Origin of the sequence: Kribbella qitaiheensis (assembly GCF_042657745.1) — a bacterium.
Taxonomy (GTDB): Bacteria; Actinomycetota; Actinomycetes; order Propionibacteriales; family Kribbellaceae; genus Kribbella; species Kribbella qitaiheensis.
Genome location: NZ_JBHSKE010000059.1, coordinates 1 through 13,273, shown reverse-complemented (window position 1 = coordinate 13,273; position 13,273 = coordinate 1). Strand labels below are relative to the sequence as shown.

The following is a 13,273-nucleotide window of genomic DNA, read 5'->3' as shown; positions in this document are numbered from 1 at the left end:
CCAGGTGGGATCGGGTCGGAACGGTGGTGGGTCAGCGCTCGCCGCGGAGCTGGGCAACGGCCTGGGCAGCGGCCCAGCCGATCAGCGCATCCAGGTGCGGGGCGTTCGAAGCGGGATCGTCGGCGCGGGTGAAGACGCCGACGGCATAGCGGCCGCCGTCGGGGTACTCGAGGACGCCGACCTCGTTGCGGACCAGCGGCAGGGTGCCGGTCTTGCCGCTCACCTCGACCTCGTCGCCGGGGAAGCCGCTGGTGAGCCGGTGCGGCCAGACCTGGTGTCCCATCCAGTCGCGGACCAGCGCGCACGCCTCCGGCGAGGCGGCCTCGTCGCGCCAGATCCCGGCCAGCAGCCGGGTGATCTCCTCGGGAGTGGTCCGGCAGGTCTCCTCAGGCGCCAGCGCCCGCAGAGCCAGCAGCCGCTCGACCGGGATCTCGGCCAGCTCCCGCTCGTCGTCGCCGTAGTCGATGGCCAGGTCCTCGCCGATCGTGGCGAGGATCTCCAGGCAGTTCTGCGGTACGACGGTGCCGGTCAGCCCCAGGTCCGTCAGCAGCGCCGCGACCTTGTCCTTGCCGACCAGGTCGAGCACGAGATCGGTGGCCACGTTGTCGCTGATCACCATCATCAGCAGGGCCAGATCGCGGTAGGAGATGAGAGCGTGGTCCCGGTGCGCGGCCAGGCCGAACGGCGAGGCCACCAGGCTGTCGGCCACCTTGATCCGTTCGGTGAGATCGACCTCGCCGGTGGTGGACTGGCGGGCCAGCTCGAGGCTGACCGGCACCTTGAAGACCGAGGCGGTGACCACCGGGGTCGTCTCGTCGACGCCGACGGTCTTCCCGGTCTCGAGGTCGCGCGCATGCAGCCAGATGCTCGCGCCCAGCTCGTGGGCGCGGTCCCTGATCTCCTCGGACGTGGCCGCGGTGGCCGTCCGGAGCATCCGACCGGCGGCCAGGGTGTCGAAGGGCTCGACAGATCGCAGGTGGTCCACGGCGAGCCGGGCGACGGTCCCGATGCAGGCGTCGATCTCTGGCCGGCGATAGGTATGGTCGGCAGACCGCAGGAACACCGCAACGGCGAAGCGGCCGCCGTTGCCGTCCTCGACCACGCCGACCTCGTTGCGCCAGAAGCGCAGCGTCCCGGTCTTGGCGCTCACCTTCGCGCCGGGCTCGGTGAACCCGGTACGCAGCCGGTGCGGCCAGGCTTGCAGGCTGAGGATGCGGCGCATCTCGGCGCACATCTCGGGACTCGCCGCCTCGTCCCGCCAGATGGCGCTCAGCAGCCGGGTGATCTCGCGCGGCGAACCCGCCTGCAGCGAACGCTCAGGATCCACCGCGCGGGAGGCACGCAGCCGCTCGAGATCCACGTCCCCACCGTCGTCGCCCTGGGGTACGTCCTGGTAGATCGTCTGGTAGATGTCGTCGCAGGTGCCGTCGACCCTCGTCTCGGTCAGACCCAGCTCGCGCAGCGTCGCGTTGATCGCGTCGGTGCCGAGCAGCCGGACCAGGATGTCGGTCGCGGCGTTGTCGCTGACGCTCATCATCCAGTAGGCCAGGTCACGCAGGGACAGCTCGATCGGGTCGGCCATCACCGACAGGCCGGTCGGCCCGGCGGAACGCCCCTCGACCGGGACGTCGAGGCGCGAGGCCGGATCGAGCCTGCCGGCACCGAACCGGCGGAACAGCTCGACGAGCACGGGGATCTTGAAGACGCTGGCGAGCACCACCGGCGCGTCCTCGCCGTACCCGAGCTCGGTGCCGTGGTCCAGGTCGACGACGTGCATCCAGCCCTGGGTACCGACTGCCTCGAGGGCCTGGGCGACGGCTTGCTCGAACGTCTGCTGCTTCACTCGTTCCTCCGATCGGGTGCTTGACATCGGTCTGCTCTACTGCCCGCGCCGCAGCGCCCGGCCGGCCACCAGGCCGGTAGGGATGCCGTCGGCGAGCGCGGGTTCGCCGTTCACCACCACGTGCTTGACCCCGGTGGCGTACTGGTGCGGTTGCTCGTACGTCGCCCGGTCGCCGATCGTGTCCGGGTCGAACACGACCAGGTCCGCGAACTTGCCCGGGGCGATCACCCCGCGATCGCGCAGCCCGAGGTTCTCGGCCGGCAGGCTGGTCATCCGGCGGACCGCCTCGCCGAGGGACAGCAACGACTCCTCGCGCACGTACTTGCCGAGGATCCGGGCGAACGACCCGTACGTCCGCGGGTGCGTCGGCGTGTCGACGTACGGCGCCTCGGCCGCGATGGACTGGCCGTCGGAGCAGACCGAGACCCACGGATTGCGCAACGCGGTGCGCAGGACATCCTCGTCCATCATGAAGTACATCGAGTTGAGCGCCGGCTCCTGCTCGACGAGCTGCAGCAACATCTCCACCGGCTCGGTCCCGTTGCTGTCAGCAACCTCTTGCAGGCTGAGCCCGCGGTACTTCGCTGCCGGGCCGCTCGCGTCCGGCAGCAGCAGGACACCCTTGGCACCGCCCGCGGCAAGGTACAGGTTCTCCCAGCGGTCGGACGGGGTGACGACGGCCTCGCGGATCCGGGCTCGTTCAGCCGGGTCGCGCAGCCGGTCCGCGAGCGCCTCGTAGCCGCCCTCGTGGAAGTCCGGCGGGATCGAGGCACCCAGGCTGGTCTGGCCGGCGATGTAGGGGTAGATGTCGGCGGTCACCTTCTGGCCGGCCGCCCGGGCGGCCTCGACCCGCTCGACGGCGCGTTCCATCTTCGGCCAGTTGTGCCGGCCGGCCGCCTTGAGGTGGTAGATCTCGGCCGGCAGTCCGGCCCGCCGGCCGATCTCGATCAGCTCATCCACCGCGTCGAGGAAGTGGTCGCCCTCGCTGCGCATGTGCGAGATGTACATTCCGCCGTGCCGGGCGACGACCTCGGACAGCGCGACCAGTTCGTCGGTGGACGCGAAGGCTCCCGGCGGATAGATCAGGGCCGATCCCAGCCCGAGCGCACCGTCGGCCATCTCCTCGTCGAGGATGCCGCGGACCCGGTCGAGCTCGGCGGCGGTCATCGGCCGGTTCTCGGCGCCGGCGCCGATCATCCGCAGGTTGTGCGCGCCGACGAAGCTCGCGACGTTCTGCGCGACGCCCTTGCGCTCGAGGTGCCCGAGGAACTCGGGCAGACGATCCCAGGTGAGCTCCGGGTCACCGGGTTCCAGGCCCGGCGCCAGCAGGGCCTTGACCTCGGGTGTGAACGGCCCGATCGAGAATCCCTCGCCGAAGATCTCCGTGGTCACGCCCTGGTAGAGGTCGGACAGCCCACGGCCGTCGTTCTCCAGGCTGAAGTAGGCGTGGCTGAGCACGTTCACGAAGCCGGGCGCGACCACCATCCCGGTGGCGTCGAGCACGGGCGCGCCGGGATCACCGACTCCCGGCCCGACCGCGACGATCCGGTCACCCTCGACCAGTACGTCGGCGGGCCGGCCGGGGCCGCCGTTGCCGTCATGGACTGTTCCACCGCGAATCACCAGGGTCGTCGACATGCGAGCATCCTGGCCCCGCCACCGCCTCCGGCTGCTCGTCAGATCTCACGAACTCCGGGCCATTCTTATGTGACATCCGACGACGTCCCACGCCGCGCGAACGACTGCACTGGGCTGCTAGGTGCGGCACTACGACGCGGAGGTCGAAGATGGAGAACATCCCCACCAGGCGAACGCTGCTGAAGGCGTCGCTGGCCGGTGCGGCAGGAGCGGCGACGCTGACGGCCGGACCCGTCGGCGCCTGGGCGGCACCGGCCGGCTCCGAGCGGCACCAAGCCCCGTGGCTGCGGCGGATCGACGAGATCGTCGCCGCCATCACCGCGGTCGACGTCGGCATCACCGTTGCCGTCAGCAAGCGGGGCCGGACGTTCTTCGCCAAGGGCTACGGTCTGCGCGACCGCGGTCTGCCAGACGAGTTCACCGGTGAGGACTTCTTCAAGGTGGCGCAGCTCGACGACCGGCTCGGCCTGCGGCGCGGACGGAGCCGGCCGACGTTCGACACCATCTTCAACCTCGGCTCGATCAGCAAGGGCTTCACCGCGGCGGCCGTCTTCTGGCTGCACGAGCGGGGCAGACTCTCGATCCACGACCGGCTCGGCAAGTACCTGCCCGCCTACACCCGCGGCGCGGACATCACCTTGCTGCAGCTGATGCACCAGCAGAGCGGCATCCCCGACTACAACAACTTCCCGCTGTTCCAGCAGGCCTACGACGCGTTCGTCGCCTCCGGCGAACGGGACCACTCCGCGACCGTCGCCAAGCTCGAGTCGTTGCCGCTGACCTTCCCGCCCGGCTCGAAGTACGCCTACAGCAACAGCAACTTCCTGCTGCTGGCGCTGGTGGTGGAGAAGGTCACCAGGACCAGCTTCGGCCGCTTCGCGCAGCGCACCTTCTTCGACCCGTTGCGGATGCACGACACCACCCAGGGCTACCCCGCGCGGTACAGCACCGACGTCGCTCTCGGCTACCGCGCCGAGGACGACGGCGTACACCGCCAATACCAGTGGAGTCTCCCGTGGATGGTGGGCGCGGGTGGCCTGGTGGGCAGCGCCCGGGACCTCGCCCGGTGGCAGGCGGCGATGCTCCGGCCGGGGCTGCTCAACCGTGAGTCGCTGCGGACCATGTTCACGCCGGAGCTCGGCAGCTATGCCTGCGGTTGGGTCACCCAGACCCACCAGGACAAGCCCTACATATGGCACAACGGCGGCATGGGCGGATTCCGCACCGTGCACGGTCTGTTCCCCGACCAGGACATCTCCGTCAGCCTGCTGTCCAACGATGAGATCACCACCCCTGCGATCGAGCAGAGCGTGACCAAGGTCTTCGACGCGGTCAAGGAAGTCTGGTAGCCCCTGTGCTCACCTACACCCTCCGCCGGCTGCTGGCCTCCGTCCCGGTGATCGTGGCGTCGACCTTCGTCGTCTTCCTGCTGGTCACGCTGTCCGGTGATCCGCTCGCCAACTTCAAGGGCAAGAACCCACCGCCGTCCCCGCAGGTGGTGCAGGTCGAGGAACAGCGCTTGCACCTCGACGAACCCCTGCTGCACCGGTACTGGACCTGGATCACCGGGGTGTTGCACGGTGACTTCGGCCCCTCCGTGCGCACCAACCTGGACATCGGTCACGAGCTCACCACCCGGTTCGGGGTGACGATCCGCCTGATCGCCCTGGCCGTCGTACTGGCGCTGGTGCTCGCCGTCGTGGTCGGCGTCGTCAGCGCGGTCAAGCAGTACTCCGGGGTCGACTACGGCTTCACCTTCGCCGCGTTCCTGTTCCTGTCGATGCCGTCGTTCTGGTTCGCCGTACTGCTCAAGCAGGCGGGGATCTCGCTCAACAGCCTGCTCGGCGGCCAGGTCGTCTACACCATCGGAGAGAGCTCCGTGGTGGTCGAGGGCGGAGCCTGGGCCCATCTGGTCGACACCGCGGGCCACATGGTGCTGCCGACCATCTCGCTGGCGCTGATCTCGTTCGGTGCCTGGAGCCGGTTCCAGCGCGCGTCGATGCTGGACGTGCTGAACAGCGACTACGTGCTGTTCGCCCGGGCCAAGGGCCTGTCCAGACGCCGGGTCACCGTGCGGCACGCGCTGCGGACGGCGCTGATCCCGATGGTGACCGTGACCGCGCTCGACTTCGCGGCGCTGATCTCCGGTGCGGTGATCACCGAGACCGTCTTCCAGTGGCGTGGCCTCGGCGACTTTCTGGTCACCTCCGTCGAGCAGCGCGACGCGTACGCCGTACTGGGGTGGCTGCTCGTGGTCGCCGTCGCCGTCATCGTCTTCAACCTGATCGCCGACCTGCTCTACGCCCTACTCGACCCGAGGATCCGCTATGAGTGACCACACCGAGGTGCTGGCCGACCGTACGTCGGTGCCATCCGCGGCCGACCCTACCGGCGTACGGCAGCGCAGGCAGAGCGAGCTGGTGCTGCGCCGGTTCCTGCGGCACAAGGCCGCGGTGATCAGTCTGGTGCTGTTCGTCGCCATCATCCTGCTCGCGTTCGTCGGCGGAGCGGTCTGGCGCTACGACTACGCCGACATCTCGTCGCCCGCGTCGGTGCCACCCTCTTCCGCACATCCCTTCGGTACCGACAACCTCGGGCACGACACGTTCGCCCAGGTGCTGCGCGGAACCCAGCGGTCGCTGGAGATCGCCCTGTTGATCGCGTTGCTCGCCGGGCTGGTGGGCACTTTGTGGGGCGCGGTGGCCGGCTACTACCGCGGGGTCACCGACAGCGTGATGATGCGGATCGCGGACCTCGTGCTGACGCTGCCGCTGCTCGCCGTCGCCGCAGTACTGACCCGGGCGACCTCGGGCTCGTGGTGGTTCGTTGCCCTCGTCATCGCCGCGTTGCAGTGGGCCTACGTGTCACGTGTCGTACGGGGCGTGGTGCTGTCGCTGCGGGAGAAGGACTTCATCGAGGCCAGCCGGGCGCTCGGCGCCACCGACCGCTGGATCATCTTCCGGCACCTGATCCCGAACGCGCTCGGGCCGATCATCGTCAACGTCACCATCCTGGTCGCGGCCGCGATCCTGGTCGAGACGGCGCTGTCGTTCCTCGGGCTGGGCGTCCAGCCACCCGACACCTCACTCGGCCTGCTCGTGAGCGACGCCGACACGGCCGTCAGCACCCGGCCCTGGCTGTTCTACTTCCCCGGCGCCTTCATCGTGCTGATCGCTTTGACCATCAACTTCATCGGCGACGGGCTGCGCGACGCCTTCGACCCGACCCAGACGAAGGTGCGCGGATGACCGGCTCGGAGATCGTCCTCGAGGTCAAGGACCTGACCGTCTCGTTCCCGACCGAGGACGGCCTGGTCCGCGCCGTCCGCGGGGTCAGCTACGACCTGCGCCAGGGCGAGGTGCTCGGCATCGTCGGCGAGTCCGGCTCGGGCAAGTCGGTCACCTCGAAGGCAGTGATGGGATTGCTGCCCGGCTCAGCGAAGGTCGGCGGGTCTGTGCGGTTCCGCGGCCAGGAGTTGATCGGCGCGCCCGAGAAGGAACTGCAGGCCGTCCGGGGCGGCCGGATCGCGATGGTCTTCCAGGATCCGATGACCTCGCTGAACCCGGTGTACCCGGTCGGCGACCAGATCGCCGAGGCGGTCCTGGCGCACAACGACGTCAGCGTCGCCGCGGCCCGCGACCGGGCCGTCGAACTGCTCACCATGATGCAGATCCCGCGGGCCAGGGAGCGGGCCCGCGACTACCCGCACGAGTTCTCCGGCGGGATGCGGCAGCGGGTGGTGATCGCGACCGCGATGGCCAACGACCCGGACGTGATCATCGCCGACGAGCCGACCACCGCCCTCGACGTGACCGTGCAGGCGCAGGTCCTCGAAGCCCTCGAGACGGCCCGGTCCGCGACCAACGCGGCCATGGTGCTGATCACCCACGACCTCGGCGTCGTCGCCGGTACTGCGGACCGGGTGCTGGTCATGTACGCCGGCCGACCGGTCGAGCTCGGGGACGTCGACGACATCTACTACGAGGCCCGGATGCCTTACACCCTTGGGCTGATCGGCAGTCTCCCCCGACTGGACACCGCCCGGCGCGGCGACCGGCTCGTACCGATCACCGGCTCACCGCCCTCATTGCTCGACCTTCCGCCAGGCTGTCCGTTCGCGCCGCGCTGCCCCTTGCGCCGGGAGCAGTGCGACGAGCTCGAGCCGGATGTGCTGGCCACCTCGTCGCCAGACCACCTGGCTGCCTGTCACTTCTCCGCGGAGCTGGCCGGCCGGCGGCCCGAGGACGTCTTCGTCGCCACCTCGGCCGATCCCGAGACAGCTGGAGGAAGATCATGACCGGGACTGCCATCGAGCAGGTGCGGGAACCACTCCTGTCGGTCCGCGATCTCGTCAAGCACTATCCCGTCCGCGGCAAGGGCCTGCTCCGGCGGGCGACCGGCGACGTCCACGCCGTGTGCGGGGTCTCCTTCGACCTGCATCGCGGCGAGACCCTCGGCCTGGTCGGCGAGTCGGGCTGCGGCAAGTCCACCACCGGACGCGCAGTACTGAACCTGCAGCGGCCGACCTCCGGCCAGGTGCTGTTCCAGGGCCAGGATCTCGGGGCCACCAGCACCAAGGAACTGCGCCGGCTGCGGCAGCGGATGCAGATCGTCTTCCAGGACCCGTATGCCTCGCTGGATCCGCGAGCCACGGTCAGCAACGCGATCGCCGAACCCTTGCGCATCCACGGCACGTACGCCGACGGCGGACCCGAGCGGGTCCGGGAACTGCTGCGCACGGTCGGGCTCAATCCCGAGCACGGGAACAGGTATCCGCACGAGTTCTCCGGCGGCCAGCGCCAGCGGGTCGGAGTGGCTCGCGCGTTGGCGATGCGCCCGGACCTCGTCGTACTGGACGAGCCGGTGTCGGCGCTCGACGTGTCCATCCAGGCGGGTGTGGTCAACCTGCTCGAAGACCTGCAGGAGGAACTGGGACTCGCGTACCTGTTCGTCGCGCACGACCTGTCGGTGGTCCGGCACATCGCGCACCGGGTCGCGGTGATGTACCTCGGCCGGATCGTCGAGATCGGCGACCGCGACCAACTGTTCGACCGGCCCGCCCACCCGTACACGCAGGCGCTGATCTCAGCCATCCCGGTGCCCGACCCCCGGCGCGAACGGGCCCGCGCGAAACAGCGCATCGTGATCAGCGGCGACGTGCCCAGCCCGGTAACCCCGCCGACCGGTTGCCGCTTCCGGACCAGGTGCCCCAAGTTCGCCCAGCTCACCGAGGGCGAGCGAACCGCCTGCATCGAGCAGGTCCCCGAACTGGCCGACCGAGGCCAGGGCCACCCGTCCGCCTGCCACTACGCCGAGGTCGTCCCCGTCGTCTGACCGAAGTACCCGACCAGCAGGTCGACCAGGACGTCGAGATACCGGCCACCGCGCTCGGCGGTGGCCGGCCGGGCGTCGCCGAGGACGCCGACCTCACTGAGCGCCGTCGTGCCGAACTCGAAGAGCCTGGCCGCCATCTCAGCGTCGAGAGGCTTGTCGTAGCCGGCCACGGCCCGGTCCATCGCGACGAGCGCCGGGGTCAGAGCCAGCAGGATCGAGGTCTCGGCCTCCCCGGCGTGCGACTCGCTCACCTCGGCGGGCAGCCCGTCGGCGAGACCGACCTCGGACATCACCTCGACGAACCTCAGCAGATCCGTGTACGGGACGAAGCGCGCGCCACCGATCCGGCCGCCTGTCTCGGCCTCCAGTTCGCGCAACGGACCGAAGTTCCCACCGTGGCTCGGGATTACCAGCACCGTCTCGAACCCGTGCGCGCCGAGGCTGCCGACGTACTCCGTGACGATGCTCTTGAAGGTCTGCGGCGTCAGCGTGATCGTGCCCGGAACCCCATGTGGTGGGGAGAGACCCCCAGCGATCGTCCTGAGCTCAGAACTCTGCCTGGGCGGATGCCCTTCAGCTGGCGGTCTCCGCCCGGCGGTTCGGGGCCCAGAGGCTGTCCGCGTCGCCGGCTTCGAGGCGGCCGCGGTAGACGTCGATCTTGTGGTCGACGAGCTCGAGATTCTCCTCCAGCTCGGCGATCCGGGCCCTCACATCGGCGCGATGGGCTTCCATCAGAGCCAGCCGTTTGTCCTCGTTGCCGTGCCCGGCGGCCACCAGTTCGGCGTACCGGCGGATGGTCTTGATCGGCATGCCGGTGGCCCGCAGTCTCGTGCAGACGGTGATCCACTCGAGGTCGAGCTGGTGGTAGCGCCGGCTGCCTCCGGCGGTGCGGTCGACCGGTGTGACGACCAGGCCGGCGCGTTCGTAGTAGCGCAACGTATGCGCGGTGACCCCGGTGCGGCGAGCTGCCTCGGCGATGCTCAGGCCCGCTTGGTTGACTTCGAGCATGCTCTAAATCCTAGCGTCGCGAGCATGAGCACTTCCCTCCTTGCCACCCATCCGCCCGACCTCGGCCGACGCCGCCGCCTCCTCGTACTGGCCATCTGCTGCGCCAGCATCGTCGTCGTGGTGATGGACATTTCCATCGTGAACGTCGCGCTGCCGGCGATCCGCCGGGACCTTCACGCCACCGTCTCCGGCCTGCAATGGACGGTCGACGCGTACACCCTGGTACTGGCCGGCTTCCTGCTGCTGGCCGGGTCCACCGCCGACCGGGTCGGCCGCCGCCGGATCTTCCAGATCGGCCTCGCCGCCTTCGGGCTCGGCTCGCTGCTCTGCAGTCTGGCGCCGAGCATCGGCTGGTTGATCGCGGCGCGTGCGCTCCAGGCCGTCGGGGGCACGATGCTCAACCCGGTCGCGATGGCGATCGTCGCCACCACGTTCCCCGACCGGGCCGAACGGGCCAGGGCCATCGGGGTGTTCGGTGCGATGTCCGGGCTGGCGCTGGGGCTGGGCCCGATCCTCGGCGGCGCCCTGGTCGACGGCTTCGGCTGGCGCTCCGTCTTCTGGGTCAACGTGCCGATCGTGGTGGCCGCGATCATCTGCACCAGACTGTTCGTACCCGAGTCCCGCGCCACCCGCGCGCGCCGGTTCGACCCCGTGGGTCAGGCGCTGGTGATCCTGGTGCTGGGCAGCCTCGTCTACGCAATCATCGAGTCCAGGAAGCTCGGCTGGACCTCTCCGGTCATCCTTGCCCTGTTGGCCGTCGCGGTACTCGGCGTGGGCGGACTCCTTGCCTACGAACCGCGCCGTACGGACCCGCTGCTTGAGTTGCGCCTCTTCCGTAGCGTGCCGTTCAGCTCGGCGATCCTGATGGCGCTCTTCGCGTTGTGCGGGTTCAATGCCTTCCTGTTCGTCACCACCCAGTACCTGCAGGACGTGCGCGGTCTGTCGGCGCTCGCGGCTGGGCTGTGCCTGCTTCCGGTCGGGGTGCTCATCATCGTGCTCTCCCCGTTCACTGGCCGGCTGGTCGGCGCGCGAGGTCCCCGGCTGCCGCTGGTGGTTGCCGGTACTGCGCTGGCGCTGGGCGGCCTCGCGTCACTCTGGCTCGGACCGGACACACCACTGCCCGCGGTGCTCGCGATCTATCTGCTGTTCGGCATCGCCCTCGGCACGGTCAACCCGCCGATCACCAACACGGCGATCTCCGGTATGCCCACGTCGATGGCCGGCATGGCGGCTTCACTGGCCTCGGTCGGCCGACAGACCGGTACCACGCTCGGCGTCGCGATCTCCGGGGCAATGGTGGCGGCCGCCACGGCCCGCGGTGGGGCGGCGTTCACCCGCGCGGAGCACAGCGTGTGGTGGCTGGTGGCCGGGCTCGGCATCGGCGTACTGGTGCTGGGGTTGGTCAGCACCGGGCGCCGGGCCGCGGACACCGCTGCGCGGGCGGCGACACTGTTCAGGGGCGCGGACTGAAGTGTTATCGAAGAAGACACCGAGTCCGCCTCTCACCTGGGACACTCCTCCGCATGGGATTCCTCTCGGCGCCTGCCACCGTCGACAAGCGTGAGTACTGGGGCTTCAGCCTGTACGACTGGGCGAACTCCGGTTACGTCACCACCGTCGGCACGGTGCTCTTCGCGCCGTACCTCACCTCGGTCGCCGAGACCGCCGCCTGCGGCCGGGTCGGTACGACGGAAGACCCGTGCCACACGAACCTCCAGGTGCTCGGGCTCGGCGTCTCCCCCGGCTCGCTCGCGTTCTACGTCGTCACGGTGGCAACGCTGATCTCGGCGCTGTTCCTGCCGGTGGTCGGCGCGATCGCGGACCGGTCGCCCCGCAAGAAGCTGCTGATGTGCGGGTTCGCCTGGGTCGGGGCGCTCGCCGCCTGCAGCATGGTGTTCGTCACGGATGGCCGATGGGCGCTCGGTGCGCTGCTGCTGTTCATCGGCAACTTGTGCCTCGGGTCGTCCCTGGTCGTGTACGACTCGATCCTGATCGACATCGCCGGACCCGACGACCGCGACGACGTCTCCTCCCGGGCCTGGGCGTTCGGTTACCTGGGCGGCTTCATCCTGCTGGCGATCAACCTGGGCGTGGTCACCGCGCACGACGCGCTCGGCATGAGCCAGGCCACCGCGGTCCGGCTGAGCTTGCTCAGCGCGGGACTTTGGTGGGGCCTGTTCACGTTCATCCCGTACCTGCGGCTGCGCGACCGGCCGCCCGCGAGCGTCGTACCGGTCGGTGGCGGGAGCCTGATCCGGCAGAGCTTCGGGCAGCTGTTCGCGACCCTGCGGCACATCCGGACCTACCCGATGACGTTGCTGTTCCTGGTCGCTTACCTGTTCTTCAACGACGGGATCCAGACCGTCATCTCGGTCTCCTCGACCTACGGCGAGAAGCAGCTCGGGTTCGAGACCCAGGTGCTGATCATGACGATCCTGCTGGTCCAGTTCATCGCGTTCTTCGGCGCGCTCGCGTTCGGCCGGTTCGCCCGGCGGTTCGGCAGCCAGCGCACGATCATGGGCGGCCTGGTGATCTGGATGGTGATCGTGATCGCCGGGTTCCTGCTGCCGGCCGGGCAGATCGTGCCGTTCCTCGCGATGGGCGCGGCGATCGGCATCGTGCTCGGCGGCACCCAGGCGCTGTCCCGGTCCGCGTTCAGCCAGCTGATCCCGAAGGGCCGCGAGGCGGAGTACTTCAGCCTCTACCAGGCCGGCGAACGGGGCACCTCCTGGCTCGGCACCCTCGTCTTCGGCCTGGTCCACCAGATCACCGGCTCGTACCGCCCGGCGATCGTTGCCCTCGGCTTCTTCTTCGTCGTCGGCCTGGCCCTGCTGTCCCGGGTAGACATGCGCCGAGGCATCCGCGAGGCCGGCAACACCCAACCCACCCTCGTCTAACCCACCCACTCCACCCCAACACCGCTCCGAGGCCGCGGTCACCCGCCCCCACCCCCGCGAGTCACGCCGGGCTATACCACCGCATCCACACGCCACCGCGGTCAACCCGCGCCGCCGCCGCCGCGCAACCGTGGGGCCTACTACCGCCACCGCCTCCACCCGCACGCCGCCCCGGGCTTACGCCGCCTCCTGGCTGACGCCGCCCCCTCCACCCGCCATTGCGTCAGACCCACGCCAGCAGCGACGCCCGGGCCGGCGCCGCACCTTTAAGGGGTTGACCCTTCGGTTGTGGGTTCGCCCACCTGCATACCAGGGGGGTAACCCCATCCGAAGGGGTTAACCCCCGAAAGGCGTGGAGGTGGGGGTGGGTCAGCGGGGTGGGCGCGGAGGTAGCGGGGGCACAGGGACCGGGCTGGGACGTGGTGGAGCGACGCCGCTCCGAGTAGTCGAGGCCCACGCACCCGTGCCGCATGAGGGGTTAACCCCAAAGCCGGTTAGTTAGGTGGTTTGGTGCGTTGTTAAGGCGGTGGGTTGTGGATGTCGATGCTGATGG

Annotated in this window: 11 protein-coding genes; 7 read left to right on the top strand and 4 right to left on the bottom strand. The window is 69.5% G+C overall.

Going from position 1 to position 13,273, the window contains the following annotated elements:
• Positions 1 to 31 precede the first annotated feature (31 nt).
• Together ACFPJ1_RS34455 and ACFPJ1_RS34450 are read right to left on the bottom strand one after the other, a co-directional pair.
• Positions 32 to 1,870 carry a serine hydrolase gene (locus ACFPJ1_RS34455; protein WP_380110477.1) on the bottom strand — a complete coding sequence of 613 codons (1,839 nt, stop codon included), beginning with the start codon at positions 1,868 to 1,870 and terminating at the stop codon, positions 32 to 34.
• A gap of 9 nt (positions 1,871 to 1,879) precedes the next feature.
• A complete protein-coding gene (locus tag ACFPJ1_RS34450; protein WP_380110476.1) occupies positions 1,880 to 3,481 on the bottom strand; it encodes an N-acyl-D-amino-acid deacylase family protein in 1,602 nt (533 codons plus the stop codon).
• A 149-nt stretch (positions 3,482 to 3,630) separates the two neighbouring features.
• Here ACFPJ1_RS34450 and ACFPJ1_RS34445 point away from each other — a divergent pair, with 149 nt between their 5' ends.
• From ACFPJ1_RS34445 to ACFPJ1_RS34425, 5 genes are read left to right on the top strand one after another with little or no spacing between them, the layout of a single operon-like run.
• On the top strand, positions 3,631 to 4,830 hold the full coding sequence (locus tag ACFPJ1_RS34445) for a serine hydrolase domain-containing protein (RefSeq protein ID WP_380110475.1): 1,200 nt from the start codon (positions 3,631 to 3,633) through the stop codon (positions 4,828 to 4,830).
• A 5-nt stretch (positions 4,831 to 4,835) separates the two neighbouring features.
• Entirely contained in the window at positions 4,836 to 5,816 is a 981-nt protein-coding gene (locus ACFPJ1_RS34440) for an ABC transporter permease (RefSeq protein WP_380110474.1), read from the top strand.
• The gene (locus tag ACFPJ1_RS34435) at positions 5,809 to 6,729 is read left to right on the top strand and encodes an ABC transporter permease (RefSeq protein WP_380110472.1); all 921 of its coding nucleotides are present in this window, start codon (positions 5,809 to 5,811) and stop codon (positions 6,727 to 6,729) included. Before ACFPJ1_RS34440 ends, ACFPJ1_RS34435 begins: the two co-directional genes overlap by 8 nt.
• Positions 6,726 to 7,778, top strand: a complete 1,053-nt coding sequence (locus ACFPJ1_RS34430) for an ABC transporter ATP-binding protein (RefSeq protein ID WP_380110470.1) — start codon at positions 6,726 to 6,728, stop codon at positions 7,776 to 7,778. The genes ACFPJ1_RS34435 and ACFPJ1_RS34430 overlap by 4 nt, the downstream gene beginning before the upstream one ends.
• A complete protein-coding gene (locus ACFPJ1_RS34425) occupies positions 7,775 to 8,815 on the top strand; it encodes an ABC transporter ATP-binding protein (protein WP_380110469.1) in 1,041 nt (346 codons plus the stop codon). The genes ACFPJ1_RS34430 and ACFPJ1_RS34425 overlap by 4 nt, the downstream gene beginning before the upstream one ends.
• On the opposite strand, the gene ACFPJ1_RS34420 is transcribed toward ACFPJ1_RS34425, so the two are convergent.
• Positions 8,788 to 9,351, bottom strand: a complete 564-nt coding sequence (locus tag ACFPJ1_RS34420) for a creatininase family protein (RefSeq protein ID WP_380110578.1) — start codon at positions 9,349 to 9,351, stop codon at positions 8,788 to 8,790. The two genes, ACFPJ1_RS34425 and ACFPJ1_RS34420, sit on opposite strands and share 28 nt — an antisense overlap.
• A 37-nt stretch (positions 9,352 to 9,388) precedes the next feature.
• Positions 9,389 to 9,823 carry a MerR family transcriptional regulator gene (locus ACFPJ1_RS34415; RefSeq protein WP_380110468.1) on the bottom strand — a complete coding sequence of 145 codons (435 nt, stop codon included), beginning with the start codon at positions 9,821 to 9,823 and terminating at the stop codon, positions 9,389 to 9,391.
• A gap of 24 nt (positions 9,824 to 9,847) precedes the next feature.
• On the opposite strand from ACFPJ1_RS34415, the gene ACFPJ1_RS34410 reads away from it, so the two are divergent.
• Complete coding sequence (locus ACFPJ1_RS34410) at positions 9,848 to 11,293, top strand: MFS transporter (RefSeq protein WP_380110467.1); 1,446 nt, start codon at positions 9,848 to 9,850, stop codon at positions 11,291 to 11,293.
• A gap of 53 nt (positions 11,294 to 11,346) precedes the next feature.
• On the top strand, positions 11,347 to 12,720 hold the full coding sequence (locus ACFPJ1_RS34405) for an MFS transporter (RefSeq protein WP_380110466.1): 1,374 nt from the start codon (positions 11,347 to 11,349) through the stop codon (positions 12,718 to 12,720).
• Positions 12,721 to 13,273 lie beyond the last annotated feature (553 nt).

Excerpts from the sequence above, each read along its gene's own strand:
- ACFPJ1_RS34455 (WP_380110477.1), bottom strand. The coding sequence starts at position 1,870 with ATGTCAAGCACCCGATCGGAGGAACGAGTGAAGCAGCAGACGTTCGAG.
- ACFPJ1_RS34450 (WP_380110476.1), bottom strand. The coding sequence starts at position 3,481 with ATGTCGACGACCCTGGTGATTCGCGGTGGAACAGTCCATGACGGCAAC.
- ACFPJ1_RS34445 (WP_380110475.1), top strand. The coding sequence starts at position 3,631 with ATGGAGAACATCCCCACCAGGCGAACGCTGCTGAAGGCGTCGCTGGCC.
- ACFPJ1_RS34435 (WP_380110472.1), top strand. The coding sequence starts at position 5,809 with ATGAGTGACCACACCGAGGTGCTGGCCGACCGTACGTCGGTGCCATCC.
- ACFPJ1_RS34430 (WP_380110470.1), top strand. The coding sequence starts at position 6,726 with ATGACCGGCTCGGAGATCGTCCTCGAGGTCAAGGACCTGACCGTCTCG.
- ACFPJ1_RS34425 (WP_380110469.1), top strand. The coding sequence starts at position 7,775 with ATGACCGGGACTGCCATCGAGCAGGTGCGGGAACCACTCCTGTCGGTC.
- ACFPJ1_RS34415 (WP_380110468.1), bottom strand. The coding sequence starts at position 9,823 with ATGCTCGAAGTCAACCAAGCGGGCCTGAGCATCGCCGAGGCAGCTCGC.
- ACFPJ1_RS34410 (WP_380110467.1), top strand. The coding sequence starts at position 9,848 with ATGAGCACTTCCCTCCTTGCCACCCATCCGCCCGACCTCGGCCGACGC.
- ACFPJ1_RS34405 (WP_380110466.1), top strand. The coding sequence starts at position 11,347 with ATGGGATTCCTCTCGGCGCCTGCCACCGTCGACAAGCGTGAGTACTGG.